General features: G+C 62.4%; 13 protein-coding genes. 8 read left to right on the top strand and 5 right to left on the bottom strand.

Annotation, left to right across the window (positions count from 1 at the left end):
- Positions 1–301: 301 nt before the first annotated feature.
- The 8 genes from ACFSDX_RS12465 (at position 302) to ACFSDX_RS12430 (ending at position 9,793) form a co-directional block, all read left to right on the top strand.
- Positions 302–1,663 (top strand): Gfo/Idh/MocA family protein, encoded by a 1,362-nt coding sequence (locus tag ACFSDX_RS12465; protein WP_382313901.1) that lies wholly within the window; start codon positions 302–304, stop codon positions 1,661–1,663.
- 149 nt (positions 1,664–1,812) lie between these two features.
- Positions 1,813–3,108: a glycoside hydrolase family 2 TIM barrel-domain containing protein gene (locus ACFSDX_RS12460; RefSeq protein ID WP_382313899.1), complete on the top strand. Its 1,296-nt coding sequence runs from the start codon at positions 1,813–1,815 to the stop codon at positions 3,106–3,108.
- Positions 3,109–3,139: 31 nt separating this feature from the next.
- Complete coding sequence (locus tag ACFSDX_RS12455; protein ID WP_382313896.1) at positions 3,140–3,991, top strand: pirin family protein; 852 nt, start codon at positions 3,140–3,142, stop codon at positions 3,989–3,991.
- A gap of 255 nt (positions 3,992–4,246) precedes the next feature.
- Positions 4,247–5,158: a prephenate dehydratase gene (locus ACFSDX_RS12450; RefSeq protein ID WP_382313894.1), complete on the top strand. Its 912-nt coding sequence runs from the start codon at positions 4,247–4,249 to the stop codon at positions 5,156–5,158.
- A gap of 80 nt (positions 5,159–5,238) precedes the next feature.
- A complete protein-coding gene (locus ACFSDX_RS12445; RefSeq protein WP_382313892.1) occupies positions 5,239–6,417 on the top strand; it encodes a pyridoxal phosphate-dependent aminotransferase in 1,179 nt (392 codons plus the stop codon).
- A 120-nt stretch (positions 6,418–6,537) separates the two neighbouring features.
- A complete protein-coding gene (locus ACFSDX_RS12440; RefSeq protein ID WP_382313891.1) occupies positions 6,538–7,386 on the top strand; it encodes a prephenate dehydrogenase in 849 nt (282 codons plus the stop codon).
- 94 nt (positions 7,387–7,480) lie between these two features.
- Positions 7,481–8,551, top strand: coding sequence for a chorismate mutase (locus tag ACFSDX_RS12435; protein ID WP_382313889.1), 1,071 nt, complete (start codon positions 7,481–7,483; stop codon positions 8,549–8,551).
- A 204-nt stretch (positions 8,552–8,755) separates the two neighbouring features.
- On the top strand, positions 8,756–9,793 hold the full coding sequence (locus tag ACFSDX_RS12430; protein WP_382313886.1) for an acetamidase/formamidase family protein: 1,038 nt from the start codon (positions 8,756–8,758) through the stop codon (positions 9,791–9,793).
- A gap of 118 nt (positions 9,794–9,911) precedes the next feature.
- Here ACFSDX_RS12430 and ACFSDX_RS12425 read toward each other — a convergent pair whose 3' ends face one another.
- The 5 genes from ACFSDX_RS12425 to ACFSDX_RS12405 form a co-directional block, all read right to left on the bottom strand.
- Positions 9,912–11,012, bottom strand: a complete 1,101-nt coding sequence (locus ACFSDX_RS12425; RefSeq protein WP_382313884.1) for an alpha/beta fold hydrolase — start codon at positions 11,010–11,012, stop codon at positions 9,912–9,914.
- 152 nt (positions 11,013–11,164) lie between these two features.
- Positions 11,165–11,761, bottom strand: coding sequence for an FMN-dependent NADH-azoreductase (locus ACFSDX_RS12420; RefSeq protein ID WP_382313881.1), 597 nt, complete (start codon positions 11,759–11,761; stop codon positions 11,165–11,167).
- Between the two features lie 168 nt (positions 11,762–11,929).
- Entirely contained in the window at positions 11,930–12,928 is a 999-nt protein-coding gene (locus tag ACFSDX_RS12415) for a DUF1028 domain-containing protein (protein ID WP_382313879.1), read from the bottom strand.
- 175 nt (positions 12,929–13,103) lie between these two features.
- Positions 13,104–13,325, bottom strand: coding sequence for a PID-CTERM protein-sorting domain-containing protein (locus tag ACFSDX_RS12410; RefSeq protein ID WP_382313876.1), 222 nt, complete (start codon positions 13,323–13,325; stop codon positions 13,104–13,106).
- Positions 13,326–13,396: 71 nt separating this feature from the next.
- Entirely contained in the window at positions 13,397–16,972 is a 3,576-nt protein-coding gene (locus ACFSDX_RS12405; RefSeq protein WP_382313874.1) for an endo-1,4-beta-xylanase, read from the bottom strand.
- Between the last annotated feature and the right edge of the window lie 369 nt (positions 16,973–17,341).

The following is a 17,341-nucleotide window of genomic DNA, read 5'->3' as shown; positions in this document are numbered from 1 at the left end:
GTGATTACCCGCATTCATGGAGGCCTGGCCGGTAAGTGCCAACTGGCGGGTGGCGCGCCACTCGCTAGAAAGATGCGCGCCTCACTAAGCAGGTGCTGCAAGGACCAGTTGCGGCTGACCGACTAGCGCACTGACGTAAACTAAGCTCACCCCAAAACGAGCTAACTAGGTCAAGCCTAAAGGTGCTTAGCAATTAATGAGTTGCCAACAGAATTGATGCGCAGTCGCGAAGGCAACATTTTACAGATGTCGGCACGTACAGCCAAGCTGCCACCGCGCTTTCATCCCATTTTAGCTAGCTATGTTTCAAGATTCTGCCGCCAACACCCTCGACCAAGCTGCCCTAGGTGTGAGCGAACCCACTACCCCCGGCACCTCGCGCCGCCAGTTCATCAACCACGCCGGGCGCGGCCTGCTCGCCGCGGGCATCGCCACGGCCCTACCGCTGGCCGCCGCCGAAGCCGCCGACCTAGGGGGCTTCGACACCACCGCGCCGCCCACCGGCCCGCTCGACATCAAGCTGCCGCCGCTGGAGGCGCCCACCGACCCCAAGGCCGGCCCCTTCCCCAACCCCGACGCGCCCGACCAGCGCGTGGGCTTCGCCATCGTGGGCCTAGGTCACCTCACGCTCGCCGAGATTCTGCCGGCCTTTGGTCAGGCCAAGCACTGCAAGCCGGTAGCCCTGGTGAGCGGCGACGCCGATAAAATGGCCAAAGCCGCTAAGCAATACGGTATTAAGGCCAGCAGCTGTTACTCGTACGCGAACTACGACAAGCTCAAGGACAACCCCGAGGTGCAGGTGATTTACATCGTGCTGCCCAACTCGCAGCACCACGAGTTTACCCTGCGGGGCGCCAAGGCCGGCAAGCATATTCTCTGCGAAAAGCCGATGGCTAACTCGGTGAAGGAGTGCGAGGAGATGATTGCGGCCTGCAACAAGGCCGGCAAAAAGCTTATGATTGCCTACCGGATTCAGTACGAGCCCCTCAACCGCGCCGCCCAGAAGCTGGTGCGCGACAAAACCTACGGCAAGACCAAGCTCATCCAGATGATGAACTGCCAAAACCAGGCCCACGACCAGCAGTGGCGCCACAAAAAGGCGCTGGCCGGCGGCGGCTCGCTGCCCGATGTGGGCTTGTACTGCCTCAACACTACGCGCTTCTTGCTAGGGGAGGAGCCCACCGAGGTGAGCGCCCAAATCTACAGCACACCCGGCGACGACCGCTTCAAGGAAATTGAAGAGAACGTGAGCTTTACGCTCCGCTTCCCAAGCGGCGTGATTGCGCAGTGCATGACGGGCTACGGCTCGTTCAATAACAAGAGCTACGCCGTGCACGGTGAAACGGGCACCATCAAAATGGACCCGGCCTTCCCCTACAAAGGCCTCAAACAAGAGCTGGTGCACGCCCCTAACGGCAAGCAAATGATAGAGCAGCCCAGCAACCCCGGCAAGCAGCAGTTTGCCCTCGAAATGGACCACATGGCCGAGTGCGTGCGCGACAACAAAACGCCCTATACGCCCGGTGAGGAAGGCCTACAGGACCAGCGCATCATGGAAGCCATCTACCAGTCGGCCAAGGACAACAAGCCGGTGAAGCTAACCGCTGGCGTAGGTAAAACGGACGCTTTCCGCGGCACGCCGCCCACCGAGGAGCAAGCCTAGAAAAGCCACCTAGGAGGAGGGTAAGACACAAACACGTCCGTCATGCTGAGCGAAGTCGAAGCATGACGGACGTGTTTTATGGGTTTTCAGATGCCTATCCAGTCATAACTGGGCTATCTGGCTACTTTTGCCGCCCATTCTTTTCCTTTATGCCATTCTATTCTTTACGCGCCGGCTTGGTTCTGGCCGCGCTGACCCTAGCCGCGGCGCCCGCCGGGGCTGACCCACCCGCTGGGCCCATTAAGGTAACCGTAAGCCGCACGGCCAGCGGCTACGAGTTGCTGCGCAATGGCAAGCCCTACTTCGTGAAAGGTGCGGGCGGCAGCCAGTACCCCGAGCGCCTGGCGGCCTACGGCGGCAACTCCCTCCGCACCTGGAGCACTAGCGAGGCACCTAGGGTGCTGGCCGCCGCTAATAAAAACCACCTGACCGTGATGCTGGGCCTCGACGTGGCCCGCGAGCGCCACGGCTTCGACTACGACGACGCCTCATCTGTGGCAGAGCAGCTCGAAAAGATTAAGGCCGAGGTACTGAAGTACAAGGACGACCCGGCCGTACTGGTCTGGGGCATCGGCAATGAGCTGAACCTCGACTACACCAACCCCAAGGTGTGGGACGCGGTGAATAACATCGCCAAGATGATTCACAAGCTGGACCCCAACCACCCCACCTCCACGGTGCTGGCGGGCGTGGGCCGGCGCGAGGTGGCGTACATCATGGCGCGTTGCCCGGCCGTGGACATCCTGAGCATCAACACCTACGCGGGGCTGGCCACGCTGCCCCAGCAGGTGCGCGAAGCCGGTTGGCAAGGCCCGTACCTGGTGGCCGAGTGGGGCCCCACCGGCCACTGGGAAGGCCCTCAAACGCCCTGGAAAGCCGCCGTAGAGGAAACCAGCAGCCAAAAAGCCGCCGTGTACCAAAGCCGCTACGAGGCCTCGGTGCTCAAGGACCGGGCGCACTGCCTGGGTTCCTACATTTTTCTCTGGGGTCAGAAGCAGGAGCGCACGCCCACCTGGTACGGCCTCTTTACTGAAGCCGGCGAGGAAACGGAGGTCATGGACGTGCTGCAATATGAGTGGAGTGGCCACTGGCCCAAAAACCGCGCCCCGCACATCGCGAGCTTCACCGTAGAAGGAAAAACGGCAACTCAGGCCGTGACCCTGAAGCCTGGCCAGCCAGCGGCAGTGCAGCAGCACGTTACCGACCCCGACGCTGATATGCTAATTCTCAACTGGGAGCTGCTGCCCGAAAGCACTGACCTCAAGCAAGGCGGCGACCGGGAGGCGCGGCCCGCGGCGCGGCCCTTCACGATGGGAACCGACAAGCTGCGCCATGCGTCGTTTACGGCGCCCGCGCAGCCCGGCGCCTACCGCCTCTTTTTGTACGCCCACGATGGGCACGGCAACGTGGCCACCGGTAACGTGCCCTTCCTGGTGCAGCCATAACCGGGGCGCCGTTTCGCAGTTAGTACTACCTATGCGCACCGTCATTCAAAAGCATCAGGCCGTGAATGCGCCCATCGCTGACCTCGTCACCTACCGGGCCATTCCCACGCCATCGGTCGAGTACATCGACCCATTTCTGTTCCTGAACCACCACGGCCCGCAGGTGTACCGGGCCAATAACCGGGGCCTGCCCTTCGGCCCGCACCCGCACCGCGGCTTCGAAACGGTCACGTTCATCCTCGAAGGCGACATCTTGCACAAGGACAGCAGTGGCCACGAAAGCGTCATTAAAGCCGGTGGCATTCAGTGGATGACGGCCGGTTCGGGCCTCATCCACGCCGAAGTTTCGTCTAATGAGTTTAAGAAAACGGGCGGCCCGCTCGAAATCCTGCAACTTTGGGTCAACCTGCCGGCCAAGTATAAAATGACCGCGCCGCGCTACCTAGGCCTGCAAGCCCCAGAGATACCCACGGCCGAGCTGGCCGCCGGCGTCACGGTGCACGCCGTATCGGGCACCTGGGGCGAGGCCACCGGCGCCGTGCAGCCACTGGCCGACGTGGCCCTGGCCTGGCTCGATTTGGCCGAAGGCGCCACCGCCACGCTGCCCATCGCGGCCAGCCGCAGCATTTTTTTCTACGTGGTGCGGGGCAGCGTGCGCGTGAACGGTACCGAAGCCTTCGCCCGCGAGCTGGTCGAGTTCGACCACGACGGCGACGAGTTGGCTATCGAAGCCTTGATTGACAGCGTATTGCTCCTAGGTCACGCCGAGCCCTTCGCCGAGCCAGTGGTGTCGGGCGGACCCTTCGTAATGAATACTGAGGCTGAAATCGAACAGGCGTATGCCGACTACCAACAGGGAAAATTTGGCCGTTGGAACGGCTAAAAGCTTGCTAAAAAAGAGGTGGCGAAATTTGTCAGTTTAAAATTCTTGCCTACCTTGCCACCCAATTCGACAGATATCATGTTCAGCAACCGCTACTTTTTTGGCTATTTCTATTTTACGCCCCCCGCGTAGAACGAGTCGCCATGTAGCTAAGCCACAAAAAATTAGCAGCGCCACTCGTTCTTCGGGTGGCGCTTTTTTTATGTTTTTTCAGCGGGCCGGTTTCCCAATCGCCGCGTTTCTTTCTCTACTACCATGCCACAGCACGTTGCCATTCAGGGGTTCAAAGGGAGTTTCCACGAAGTAGCCGCTCGCCAGTATTTCGGCGCGGCCCCGGCCCTGAATTTCTGCGCCACCTTCGGCGAGGTAGTAGCCCAAGTGGCCGACGGCCGCGCCGATGCCGCCCTAATGGCCATGGAGAACTCGCTGGCTGGTAGTATTTTACCTAATTATCTGCTGCTGGAGCGCGCCGACCTCACCATCACCGGCGAGGTGTACCTGCCCATTCATCAGCACCTGCTGGTGCTGCCCGGCACCACGCACGCCGACGTGCAGGCCGTGCACTCGCACCCCATGGCTTTGCGCCAGTGCGGCGACTACCTGAGCCAATACCCAGCCTGGCAGCTCGTCGAAACTGAGGATACCGGCCTCAGCGCCCAGCGCCTAGCCGAAAGCCGCACGCCCGGCCTGGCCGTGATAGCCGGCGGCCAAGCTGCCGAGGCTTTTGGCTTAGAAATCCTGGCGCCCGCCATCAACGACGACCCCAACAACTACACCCGTTTCCTGGTGCTGGAGCGCGCCGCCGAGGCCGCGCCCGTGGCGCAGCCCGATAAGGCGTCGCTGTATTTCTACACCTCGCACGCGCCGGGTATGCTGGCCAAGGTGCTGACGCTAGTAGCTGGCCACGGACTGAACCTAAGCAAGTTGCAATCGTGCCCGCGCCCCAGCCAGCCCTGGCACTACGGCTTCCACGCCGATGTGGAGTTCGCCACCGCCGCCCAGCTAGCGGCACTGCTAACCGAAATGCCCACCGTAACCGAAGAGCTGCGCGTGCTAGGTGCCTACCAGCGCGGCAGCATGGACTTTGGGCAGGAAAGCGTAACCGAGCCGGCTACCATTGCGAGCGCAGCGAAGCAATCGCATCAGAACGAGTTACTTGAACGGTAACTGACCCATGCGACGAGCAGAGGTGATTGCTTCGCTACGCTCTGCATGACAGATGATAACTGTTAAATGATAACTGTTAAATGAACGTCTCCACCGCCAGCCGCCTGGCCAACACCGGCGAATACTATTTCTCGCGCAAGCTGCGCGAAATAGCCGCCCTCAATGCCGCCGGCGCCAATATCCTCAGCCTGGGTATCGGCAGCCCCGACCTGCCGCCTCACCCGAGCGTGGTGGCGGCCCTAGGTGCTACCGCGGCCCAGCCCAATGCCCACGGCTACCAGAGCTACCAGGGTACGCCGGCCCTGCGCCAGGCCATGGCGGCTTTCTACCAAAAAAGCTACGGCGTAGCCCTCGACCCCGCCACCGAAGTGCTGCCCCTGGCCGGCTCGAAAGAAGGCCTGATGCACATCGGCATGACGTTTCTGGAAGCCGGCGACGCGGTGCTCATTCCCAATCCCGGCTACCCGACCTACCGGGCCGTGGCCGAAATTTGCGGGGCCGAAGTGCGCGAGTACGACCTAACGGCCGCCACCGGCTGGCTGCCCGACCTAGACGCGCTGGCCCAGAGTGACCTGAGCCGCGTCAAAATGATGCTGGTCAATTACCCGCACATGCCCACCGGCACGCCGGCCAGCCCCGAGTTCCTGCAAAAGCTAGTGGCTTTTGCGGCCGCCCACCGCATCATGCTGGTGCACGACAACCCCTACGGTTTCGTGCTGAACGAGACGCCGCCGACCAGCCTGCTAAGCATCCCCGGCGCCAAGGAAATAGCGCTGGAACTCAACTCGCTCAGCAAAAGCCACAACCTAGCCGGCTGGCGGGTGGGCATGCTAGTGGGCCGCGCCGACTGGCTGACCGAAGTGCTGCGCTTTAAAAGCAACATGGATTCGGGGATGTTCCTTGGTATCCAGCAGGCGGCTGTGGCGGCTCTAAGCCTCGGCGACGACTGGTTTGCGGAGTTAAACGCCACGTACCGCGCCCGCCGTGAGCTAGTGGTGGCGCTGCTGCAAGCCCTGGGCTGCGAGCCGGCACCCGGCCAGGTGGGACTATTTATCTGGGCTGCTGTGCCGCCGCAGTACGCCGATGGCTACGCCCTCAGCGACGTCGTGCTGGCCGAAGCCCGCGTGTTTCTCACGCCGGGCGGCATCTTCGGTAGTAATGGTGTTGGCTACATCCGCGCTAGCCTCTGCCAGCCCGAAAGCGTGCTGCGTGAGGCATTGGAGCGGGTCAAGAGTATGACTGTCGTTCAAACAATATAAAAAACGCTTGTCCTTGCGAGCGCAGCGCGGCAATCTTTCCTTACGCCGTTAGTGAACGTCTGCAATGCGGAAAGGAAGAATTGCTTCGCTGCGCTCGCAAGGACAAAAGCTTAATTAACCATGACTATCACCATTATCGGCCTAGGGCTTATTGGCGGCTCACTGGCGCTCAGCCTGCGGCAGCACGGCTTGGCCGACCAGCTTATTGGGGTAGAAAACCACCTGCCCTACGCCCGCCGGGCCCTGGAGCTGGGCTTGGTCGATGAGATACATGCCGACCTAGGGGCCGCCGTGGCGCCGGCGGGCCTCGTCATCGTGGCCGTGCCCATGGATGCCATGCTGACCGTGCTGCCCCAGGTACTCGACCTCGTAACCGACCAGCAAACGGTTATCGACGTGGGCTCGACCAAGGGCAACCTGCTGGCGGTCGTGGCCAGGCACCCGCGCCGGCGCCGCTTCGTGGCGGTGCACCCCATGGCCGGCACCGAATACTCGGGCCCCGACGCGGCGGTACGCGGCTTGTTCGAAGGTAAAACGTTGGTTGTCTGCGATGCCGAAGCGAGCGACCCCGCCGCCGTGGCGCTGGTCGAAGCCCTGTTTCGGGCCCTGCCGATGCGCGTAATGTACCTGGGCGCCGCCGACCACGACCTGCATACGGCCTACGTGTCGCACATTTCGCACCTTACCTCGTTTGCGCTGGCGCTCACGGTGTTGGAAAAGGAGCGACGCGGCGAGCAGCGCATTTTTGACCTGGCAGGCGGCGGTTTTGCCTCCACGGTGCGACTGGCCAAGAGCGCGCCGGCTACCTGGGTGCCCATCTTCCGCCAAAACCGCGAAAACGTGCTCGACGTGCTCGACGAGCATTTGCACCAATTGCAGAAGCTGCGCGAACTACTGGTGCAGGAAGACTACGCCGGGCTGACCACCGAGCTGGAACACGCCAACGCCATTCGCAAGATTATTCCTTAATGAACTAGCTGTAATTGTCCTTGCGAGGGAGAACCACCACGCAATGACGACCACTAGTTATCAACTAATAATTTAATAATCAACCCAAAACCCCATGTTCAACGACCTATTTAACCGCAAGCCCGAAGACAAGCCCTTCCTCATCTCGGGCCCCTGCTCGGCCGAAACCGAGGAGCAAGTGCTCGAAACCTGCCAGCGCCTCGCCGCTACCGGCAAAGTGCAGGCCCTGCGCGCCGGCATCTGGAAGCCCCGTACCAAGCCCGGTGGCTTCGAAGGGGTAGGGGCCAAAGGCCTGCCCTGGCTCAAGAAAGCCAGCGAGCTCACCGGCCTGCCCGTGGCCGTGGAAGTAGCCACCGCTAAGCACGTCGAGGACTGCCTGGCCTTCGGGGTAGACCTAGTATGGATGGGCGCGCGCACCACCGGCAACCCGTTTTCGGTGCAGGAAATCGCCAACGCGCTGCGCGGCGTCGATATTCCGGTGCTCGTCAAAAACCCTATTCACCCCGAGCTGGAGCTGTGGGTGGGCGCCATCGAACGCTTGCAAAAGGCTGGTTTGAAGCAGGTGGGCATGATACACCGCGGCTTTTCGAGCTACGGCAACACCGACTACCGCAACGCCCCGATGTGGCACCTACCCATCGAGATGAAGCGCCGGATGCCCGACATGCCCATCCTCAACGACCCGAGCCACATCTGCGGCCGCCGCGATACGCTGTTCGCCGTGGCCCAGCAGGCGCTGGACCTTGACTTCGACGGCACTATGATTGAGAGCCACATCGACCCAGACAATGCCTGGAGCGATGCCAAGCAGCAAATCACGCCGGAGGTGCTCAAGCAGCTTATTACTGACCTGGTGTGGCGCCACGAAACCACCGATAAAGAAGAGTTTGTGAACGCCCTGGCTGGCCTGCGTGAGCAAATCAACAACCTCGATGCCGAGGTGATGCAGCTGCTGGGCCGCCGCATGGCCGTGTCCGAAAAAATCGGTCAGTACAAGAAGGAAAACGACATTACCATCCTGCAAACCGCCCGCCTCAACGAGATTCTGGAGCGCAGCAAGCGCCAGGGCGCCCAGGTGGGCCTCACCGAAGAGTTTGTGGAGCGCTACATGGAGGCCGTTCACCTAGAGTCGGTGATGCGCCAGGAGAAAGTGATGAAGGGCTAAGAGGAGAGAGTAGCGCAGCCTTTCAGTCCGCGGGTTCAGAGGGTTGATATCCTTGTAGTCGCGGACTGAAAGACCATGCTACTAATCTCGAAGTCATTCAAAAAAGAGGGGGGTAGGGAATGAAATACAGACTATATTTCATTCCCTACCCCCTCTTTTTGGGCTATTCGTGCAGCTAAAAAGAATTAACGTGTACTTTCCAATATGAAAATAAATACTCGGTTTATTATAGTAGCGGCGGCACTGTTCGGTGCTACTAGTGCCCAGGCGCAACACCTGCCCAAAGCCAAGCACGAGCTGCTCGCCACGCCCACTACCGTAGCCTGGGGCTACTACGATGCCGCCGCGCCGGCCGTGCTGCGCATCAAGTCGGGCGAAACGGTGCAGGTGCACACGCTCATCACGTCGAGCCCCACGCGGCTGGAAGGCGCGGGCTTGCCGGCGGCCCAGGTCGAGCAGTCGCTGCGCGATATCACCGACAAAGTGACCAATAAGGGGCCGGGCGGGCACATTCTGACCGGGCCTATTTATATAGAGGGTGCCGAGCCGGGCGACGTACTGGAGGTACGCATCAAGGCCATCGAGCTGGCGATTCCGTACGCCTACAATGCGTTTGGGCCCAAGAGCGGCTTCATTCCCGAGGATTTTGGCTACGCCAAAATGCGTATTATTCCGCTTGATGCGAAGCGGATGGTGGCCGATTTTGCGCCCGGAATAGAGGTGCCGCTGCGGCCGTTTTTTGGGAGCATGGGCGTTGCGCCGCCCACCACCATGGGCCGCGTGAATAGCGCGCCGCCCGGCATCTTCGGCGGCAACCTCGATAACAAGGACCTCGTGGTGGGCACTACGCTCTACCTGCCGGTGCACGCGCCGGGCGCGCTCTTTTTTGTGGGCGACGGCCACGCCGGGCAGGGCAACGGCGAGGTGGATATCACCGCGCTCGAAACCTCGCTGGTGGGCAACCTGGAGTTTATTGTGCACAAAGACATGCACTTGGCTATGCCCCGCGCCGAAACGCCGACCCAGTACATCAGCATGGGCCTCAACGAAGACATTACCCTGGCCGCTAAGCAGGCACTGCGCGAAATGATAGATTTCCTGATGCGCACCAAGGGCTTGAGCAAAGACGACGCCTACATGCTATGCAGCGTGGCCGGCGACCTCAACCTGACGCAAGTGGTAGATGGCACCCGCGGCGCCCACATGCTGCTGCCGAAGAGTATTTTCAAGAAAACCAAATAGGAATTATCTAGCAGATTCTTAATAAACGCTTGTCATGCTGAACGCAGTGAAGCATCTCTGCCGCACCGTTGAATGATGCGGTAGAGATGCTTCACTGCGTTCAGCATGACAAGCGTATTTATTTCGGAGTGCTACCTAAGAATTTCCCGATGTTCTCGTTCAGGAACTTCGCATCGGCGGGGTTACTGGCGGCGCCGGCGGTGTGGCCCCACAGCGACGGGATGGGCAGTAGCTGCACGCCCGGAATGAAGGCCGCCTCGTAGCGCGCATCGCCCACCGGAAAGTATAAATCGGTTTCGGAGGGCATGTAGAGCAGGGGTACTTTGATGCTACCTAGGGCCTTTTCTACGTTGCCGCCCATGCCGGGCGTGGTGCCCACGTCGTGGTGCTCCCAGGTGCGCATCTGGGCGATGAGGTCGTTGGCATCGGCCCCCGGAATGAAGTGCGTGCGGTAGTTATTGAGCACTTGCTCGAAGGTGACGTTGGGCTTCTCTTCGCTGCGCCACAGCTCTTTGCGCCACCATTCCTGCGAAAACAGCCAGCCGGTCCAGACGGTGGCGAAAGCTTCAAGGCCCTTGATGGGCGGGGTGGTATAGTCGCCGTTTTGGAAGGCTGCGTCGGCGGTGAGGGCGGCAATCTGGCCTTCGAGGCGCACCACGCCGTGCGGGTAGTTTTTGGCCGTGCCCGAGGTCGCCACGATGCGGTCGGCAAATGTGGGGTAGCTCACGGCCCACTGGAAGGCCTGCTGCGCACCCATCGAGAAGCCGATGAGGGCCCGTAGGTGCGTTATTTTCAGCTCTTTCGTGAGTAGCTCGTGCACCGCCTGCACGTTATCGCGGATGGTCATGACCGGGAAGCGCGGCCCGTGAAACGGCTCCGGCGTGTTGCTCGGCGAGGAGGAACGGCCGTTACCAAATAGTTCGGTGGTGACTAGGAACAGCTTGGTCGTGTCCAGGCACTTGCCGGGGCCGATGAGCCACTCGTAGCCCCGGTGCCCAGCCATGTAATGCGAGGGCAGCAGTACCGCATTGTCGCGCTTGGCGTTGAGGTGGCCGTAGGTGCCGTAGCCCACCCGCGCCTGCGGCAGCACGGTGCCGTTCTCCGTCTTAAAATTGGGGAGCGTGAAGAAGTGGTGCGGCACCTGGGCGGCGGGCTTCGGCGTAGTTTGGGCCGGGGCAGCCAGGCTCGCCAGCAGCAGCAGGGTAAAAAACGGACGCATACAATGGGAAATGGTGGCTGAGTAAAGTAAACGCAAAAGGCCGACTTTGGGCCCCTAGGTAGCTATAGCCACCCAGAGACCCAAAGTCAGCCTTTTAACTGCACTACTGGCTAGGCCTGGCGCACCACCGAAGTGCTCGCCCGACCTAGGCGCTAAATGCCGGCGCTAGCCAGGCCTTTTTCGAGGGCGGTGGGCTGTAGGTCCGGGATGCTGGTGCCTTCCACGCGGGCTACCGTCACGTCGGTCATGCCCAGGAAGCCGAGTACGGCTTTCAGGTAGGGCGCTACGAAGTCGTAGGAAGCCATTTGGCCTTCCGAATAGACGCCGCCGCTCGACAGGGCCACGTACACTTTTTTGCCTTTGATGAGGCCTTCGGGGCCGTTGGCGCCGTAGCGGAACGTAACGCCAGCGCGGGCGATGTGGTCAACCCACGCCTTGAGGGTAGAAGGAATGCCGAAGTTGTAGAGCGGCGCGCCAATCACGATGGTGTCGGCGGCCTGAATCTCGGCAATGGCTTCGTCGGAGTGGCGAATGGCTTCCTGCTGCTCGGGCGTGCGGCTTTCGGCGGGCGTGAAGAAAGATTGCAGCTGGGCTTCCTCCAGGTGGGGGAAGGGCTTGTTGGTAAGGTCGTGGACCTTCACGGTGCTGCCGGGGTTAGCGGCTTGCAGCTTCTCCACCAGGCCGTTGCCGAGCTTGATGCTGTACGAATCGCCCTTGCGCGGGCTCGAAATAATGTGCAGGATATTCATTGAGCTAGTAAAAAACACTGCGTAGGTGCAGTAGGTAAAAAGCAAGCGGACGAGCACAAAACCGGCGGCTGAAGCAGCGCCTGTTGTGCTTTTCAAAGGGCTAAACTGCCCTAGGTCCGCTTTTGTTGAGCCTCACCTGCTTACTTCTTGGTTACCGGTTGGCAAGCCCTACTTGAGGGCCAAAATCTGCTTGAGCTCGGCCGGGCTCACCGTGAGCAGGCCCACCTTGGGCAGGCGCTCGGTGAGGGTGCGCCAGTTGGGCTCCTGCCGAAAAATGGGGCCTAGGAGTGCTAGGGCGGCGGGCACCTGCTGCTTATTGGCCAGCGTGATGGCGTGCCAGTACTTCATTTCCAGGTTTTGGGGGAACATCTTTTCGGCCGCCTGGTATTCCTGGATGGCCGTGGGCATGTCGTTCTTTTCCACGGCCAGGTCGCCGGCGTTCATGTGGTCGTAGGCGCGGTGCAGCTTCAGCAGGCGGCGCAACTCCACGAGCGGCCGGTCGGCATCGTCCACGCGCAGGTCTACGAGGCGGTCGGCCCAGGGGCCTTCGGTAGTGGTGCCGCGCACCACGAGCAGCGCCGCCGATTGGCGGCCCCGAATGTCGCCGCCGGCGGCCTGGGCCGCGTCGAGGGCGGCCAGCACGCGCTCGGCCAGGGGTAGGGCGGCGCTGGCTTCGTAGGCCTTGGCCATGGCACCCCACACGGTGGCGTTGAGCATCATATTGGCCTGCACCGAGAACTGCGCGCCCTGCTGGTGGCCGGCCATGTCCACGCATTTTTTGCCGGTGTGGGTAGCCACGCGGCCCTGGTTGTCCAGAATGGCGACCTGGCGCACCTCGCGGGCGTCGTCGGCGGCCAGTAGCTCGTCGAGCGCCTGCTGGGCCGACTTGCCGCTTTTCAGCAAAGCCAGCCCGCGCAACCCGAACGACTTATTGGTAAAGGATTGCGTAGCGACCACACCCACGCCGGCCTCGCCCCAGCTCACGCTGGTGCCCACCGAAAACCAGTGGCTTTGCACCGCCACGGCCATTTCGCCGGTCTTGGGGTCGCGGGCCACGATGCTGAAGGTGTGGGCCAGTGGGTCGGTGGCCGAGTAGATGGACTGGGCGTCGGCCGGGCGGCCCAGTAAGAGCAGGGCGCAACAGGCCAGCAGTAGCTTATGAAGCATGAGAGAAGAGAAAAAGTAGCGTGATGAGAACCTAGGAAACCCGTCGGCGTAGCCCGTCGGCACCGGCTAAGCTACGCCAGGTTAGCTGCGCCCTAGGGTAGTTTGTAGCACGCAAAAGCCCCTTGGCGTACCAAGGGGCCGGTTGTGACGTGAGAGCAGAGCAGTTGGACAGGACTCAGGCGGCTCGCCGCCGCTGGCGCAGCTTGCGTAGGCCCATCCCCACGCCGGCTACTACCAGCAGCGAGGCACCGCCATCGAGGGGCACGGCGGCGGGGTCCGGGGCTTGCGGCGCGGGGCCGCCCGTGCCGGGCTGGGCGTGCGTGGTGGCCAGGGCGCCGGTGAGGAGCCAAAGCCCGGCCGTGGCCAGCGCCAAGCGTAAAAAGGAATTATTTTTCATTGAAATAAAGGGGAGAAAGCCGCCGAAAGGGCTCCCGGCTACTTGCGCAGCCAGGAGCTTTTCAGCCAGAGTTATTCGACCGTCAGGCGCTTGCTGACCACGCCGGCGCTGGTTTGGAGCCGCACGGTGTAGATGCCCGGCGCCAGCCCTGGCAGCGCCAGCGACCGGGTGGCATTGGCGCTGGGTGCCGAGGTCTGGCGCGCCACCGCTTGGCCCAGCGAGTTGAGCACCTGCACCTCGATGGCTTGCTGGCTCAGGGCCGCGGGCAGGGCCAACGACAGGCTGCCGCCGTGCGTGGGGTTGGGGTAGAGGTCAATCTGGTTGCTGAGCGCGGCCGCCGCCGTGGCGAGCGGGCCGTTGGGGCGCAGCACCAGCGAGAAGCGGCCCGCCGCGTCGGCGCCGGCGCCTAGGTCTACTGTATAGCCGGTAGGCTGGCTCAGGTCGAACGAGGTACCGGTCTTGTTGTCGCGCAGCACGGCTTGCATGCCGGCGGGCAGGTTCAGGAGCTCGGTGGCGCGCAGCGTGTAACGGCCGGCCTGCGGGGCCTGCACGCGCAGCGGCACGGTGACGGCGGCGGTGCCAAGTTCGGGCAAGGCGTTGATGGCGAGCAAATCGGTAGCGCCCAGCTCGCTGGCGAGTACGGGCGTGCCGCTGGCCACCAGCTTGTAGGCGTCGGAAGTGGGGTCGATGCCCGTCGTGCCGGTGCTGCTGAAGTAGACCACGGTCTCATCGGCGGGGCCGGTGCCGGCGCCCAGGCTCAGGCGCACCAGCGGGTCGGTGCTGGCGAGGCGCTGGAAGGTGGGGCTGGCGTAGGTGGTCAGGCGGGCCGAGTTGGCAAAATTGATGCTACCGGGCGTGCTAGCCGAAGTGGTGCGTACAAAAAAGCCCTGCATGGCCGCGAGCTGCGCGGTGCCGCCATTGGTGGCGGGCCCACCGGGCACGTAGCTGGCGTAGGTGCCGGCGTAGGGGCCGGTGGAGCGGAACACGTACACGGCCGCGTCGAGGCCGGTGGTGCTCACGGCGTCCCAGTTGAGGGGGGCGGGGTAGGGGTTGCCCAGCAGCTGCCAGCCGGCATCGGCCTGCGGGCCGCGGCCTAGGTTGGTGCGGCTGATGGGGCCGTTGTTGAGCGTGCCCACAAAATCAACCGTCTGGGTGCCCGGGATATTCACCGAGTAGCCTAGGCCGGGCGTGAGCGCGTCGGTGAGGGCAGCGGGCGATTCCCAGCCAAAATCGAAGGCGCTGCTCAGGGCCGAAGCCGACGTCAGCCGCGCGCTGTTGTAGCCAAAAATCGTGGGGAACGGCGTGACGGTATACGGGTTGGCGGCCGTGTTGTAGGCCGGGTTTACTACGGGCGTAAAGCCACTTGTGGTGAGGTCGGCCACCGTGGTGCCGGCCACTGGCGCGGCGTAGTGGCGGTAGCCGTTGCCGGCGTTGGTGGTCGGGTCGATGTAGCGCTGCACGGTGGCATTGCCCACCACGGCGCCGCTGGTGTTTACGACCATTGCGGTGCCCGTGGCATCCGAGAGTAGCGTGAAGGCCCGGCCGTTGGTAGTCAGGTTGCCATTGAGCGTCAGCATGCTGCGCACGCGGGCGGGGGCACCTAGGCTGGCCGTAGCGCTGCCCACCGTCAGGTTGGGGAAGGTGGTGGTGCTGGTGCCGCCGATGGTTTGGGCGGTGCTGCCACCTAGGGCCACGGTGCCGGTGCCGGCCACCGCGCCGCCGTTGTTAGTCAGGTTGCCGGTCATGGTTAGCACGGCGTTGGTGGTCAGGGTGGCGCCCGTACCCAGCGTCACATTGCGGGCGCTTTGGGCGCTGCTCACGGTGGGCTGGTTGGCGGCGTAGCCGGGGAAGAATACGTCGTCGGTGACGGCGGGCAGCGTGTAAGTAATGGCCGACGATACCACGGCGTTGGCGGGCGCGCCGTTGTTGGTAATCCAGTTGCTGGCCGTGCCCCAGACACTGCTGGTGGCGCCGGTCCACATGGGGCCGGTGTAGGTGCCGGCCACGTAGGTGCGTAGCCAGGTTAGGGCCGGGCGCTCGGTGTTGTCGGCATTGGCGATGTAAGCGCCCTGGTTGGTGCGCCAGTGGCCGGGGCGGTAGCCCCACAGCGTAATGCCGCGCACGGCCGGATTCTCCCAGAATAGCGGAAAAATGCGCTGGTAGTCGGCCAGCTGCTGGGCATCGGTCGCGCCATCCAGGTCAAACTCCGTGATGTAGAGCGGCAGATTGGCCGAAGCCAGCGTAGCCATGTTCGACTGAATGGAAGCCGTAGAAGTAGGGGCCAACGAAAACGAATGGCCCTGAATACCAATGGCGTCGATGAGGCCGCGGGCCTTCAGCAGATTGGCGATGAGCACGTAGGTAGCGGCCCGGTTGGGCTCGTTTTCTATGCTGTACTCGTTAAGCATCAGCTTAGAATTGGGGAAGTACTGGCGCGCCATTTGGAAGGCCGTGATAACCCAGTCCCAGCCCGTGGTGCCGCTGCCGCCCAGCGCGTTGAGGTAGGCGCCGCCATCGGGCCCCGCGGCCCCGGTGGGCGGCTGGTGGGTCGGCTCATTCACTACGTCGATAAAGTCGATGCGCTTGCCCTGGAAGTGGGTCGCCACCGCCTGAAACCAGGTCTTGATGGCCGCCAGCTTGTCGGCGTCGCTCAGGCCGCTGGTGGTGAGCCAGGTAGGCTGCTGCGCACCCCAGATGAGGGTGTGAAAGCGGAACGGCCCGCCCGTGGCCACTGCCTGGGCGTAGGCCGCATCGGCTTCGGCCCAGTTGAAGCTGCCGCGGGTGCCTTCGGCCACGCCCCATTTGCCGCCGTTTTCGGGCGTGGTGCCATCCCAATACACCCCAAAATTGGGCGCCTGGGCCGTGCTGTACGCCGAGCTTAGGTACTTGGGCTTGCCGGTAGCAATGGGCAAGCCGGTGGGGGTGGGCCCGGGCACCGTGGTGGCGGGTGGCGAGCCCTGCGCGCCCGCGTCGAGGTTGGCCACCGTAAAGTTGTAGCCCGTCTGCCCAAACACGAACTTATCGAAGTACAGGCCATCTTCCCGCGCCCCAATTTGCAAGGTTTGCGTGAGGCTGCCCGCCGGCACCGTAAACGAGGCGCCACTGCCAAATTTGGAGAGATTGACCCACTTCCAGAGCGGGGTAGTAGCCGTGGTGCTAAAGCCGGCGGTGCCTAGGCCATCCACGGGCTGGGTCGAGCCCGCCTCGTAGCCCGCCGAGGCCAGGCCGTTTTGCAGCCGCCAGTCGCCGCTGGTAGCGGGGTCTTTAACGCCAAAGCTGGTGGCATTGTAGTAGCTGTCGTCGCTGAAGCCACCCGGCCCCACCCAAATGCGGGCGTATAGGTCATAGGTGCCGGCCCCCGGAAAGGTAGCCGTGTAGGTAAGCACGCGGGCCGCCGTGGTCGGGGCCGCGTTGCCCCCAACATAAGCAGTTTGGTCGGTTTTGGTGGTGATGTACGTGGCGGCCGGCACCGTGCCGCTGGCCGCGGTGGTGCCGATGAGCCAGTCGCCTACCGTAGCCCCCGTGATGGGAGCGGTAGAAGTGCCGGATTCCGCTTCCACTGTCACGGGCGCGTTTTGGGCAAATAGCGTATAGTGGCTGCCGAGCGCGGCCACCAACGCCAGTACTAGGCGTTGAGGTTTCTTCATAAAGAAGGGATTGTGGGTGGGAAAAAGGAAAAGAAAAGCCAAGGAATTCACGTAATAATCCTTCGACCTGCCACACTAAAGTAGAAGGTTCGCTCGTTGACTAGCTACTTGTAAATTAGCTATATAGCGAGTTATTTTTCAGCAAACGTTTGTGATAGACTGGGCAAACGATTGTGATAGCTAACGACGCCCGAATTTTATAAAATTGATAAGCTGAGCGCTAAGCAGCGGGCAACAAAAAAGGGAACACCAGCCGTCGCTGATGTTCCCTTTTTTCGGGTGTTTTTGTAGCACGAACTTTCTAGTTCGCACGCTCGCGCAGCGAGCATTCACGTTCGCTTACGCTACTGCTCGCTACGCTCGCCCGCG

Origin of the sequence: Hymenobacter bucti (assembly GCF_042681145.1) — a bacterium.
Taxonomy (GTDB): Bacteria; Bacteroidota; Bacteroidia; order Cytophagales; family Hymenobacteraceae; genus Hymenobacter; species Hymenobacter bucti.
Note: the sequence above shows the minus strand (reverse complement) of the source record. Positions and strands in the feature narration are given on the sequence as shown.

What these genes read in the sequence shown, in the direction of transcription:
- ACFSDX_RS12445 (WP_382313892.1), top strand. Translation starts at nt 5,239, where the DNA reads ATGAACGTCTCCACCGCCAGCCGCCTGGCCAACACCGGCGAATACTAT.
- ACFSDX_RS12410 (WP_382313876.1), bottom strand. Translation starts at nt 13,325, where the DNA reads ATGAAAAATAATTCCTTTTTACGCTTGGCGCTGGCCACGGCCGGGCTT.
- ACFSDX_RS12455 (WP_382313896.1), top strand. Translation starts at nt 3,140, where the DNA reads ATGCGCACCGTCATTCAAAAGCATCAGGCCGTGAATGCGCCCATCGCT.
- ACFSDX_RS12430 (WP_382313886.1), top strand. Translation starts at nt 8,756, where the DNA reads ATGAAAATAAATACTCGGTTTATTATAGTAGCGGCGGCACTGTTCGGT.
- ACFSDX_RS12420 (WP_382313881.1), bottom strand. Translation starts at nt 11,761, where the DNA reads ATGAATATCCTGCACATTATTTCGAGCCCGCGCAAGGGCGATTCGTAC.
- ACFSDX_RS12440 (WP_382313891.1), top strand. Translation starts at nt 6,538, where the DNA reads ATGACTATCACCATTATCGGCCTAGGGCTTATTGGCGGCTCACTGGCG.
- ACFSDX_RS12465 (WP_382313901.1), top strand. Translation starts at nt 302, where the DNA reads ATGTTTCAAGATTCTGCCGCCAACACCCTCGACCAAGCTGCCCTAGGT.
- ACFSDX_RS12435 (WP_382313889.1), top strand. Translation starts at nt 7,481, where the DNA reads ATGTTCAACGACCTATTTAACCGCAAGCCCGAAGACAAGCCCTTCCTC.
- ACFSDX_RS12425 (WP_382313884.1), bottom strand. Translation starts at nt 11,012, where the DNA reads ATGCGTCCGTTTTTTACCCTGCTGCTGCTGGCGAGCCTGGCTGCCCCG.
- ACFSDX_RS12450 (WP_382313894.1), top strand. Translation starts at nt 4,247, where the DNA reads ATGCCACAGCACGTTGCCATTCAGGGGTTCAAAGGGAGTTTCCACGAA.
- ACFSDX_RS12415 (WP_382313879.1), bottom strand. Translation starts at nt 12,928, where the DNA reads ATGCTTCATAAGCTACTGCTGGCCTGTTGCGCCCTGCTCTTACTGGGC.
- ACFSDX_RS12405 (WP_382313874.1), bottom strand. Translation starts at nt 16,972, where the DNA reads ATGAAGAAACCTCAACGCCTAGTACTGGCGTTGGTGGCCGCGCTCGGC.
- ACFSDX_RS12460 (WP_382313899.1), top strand. Translation starts at nt 1,813, where the DNA reads ATGCCATTCTATTCTTTACGCGCCGGCTTGGTTCTGGCCGCGCTGACC.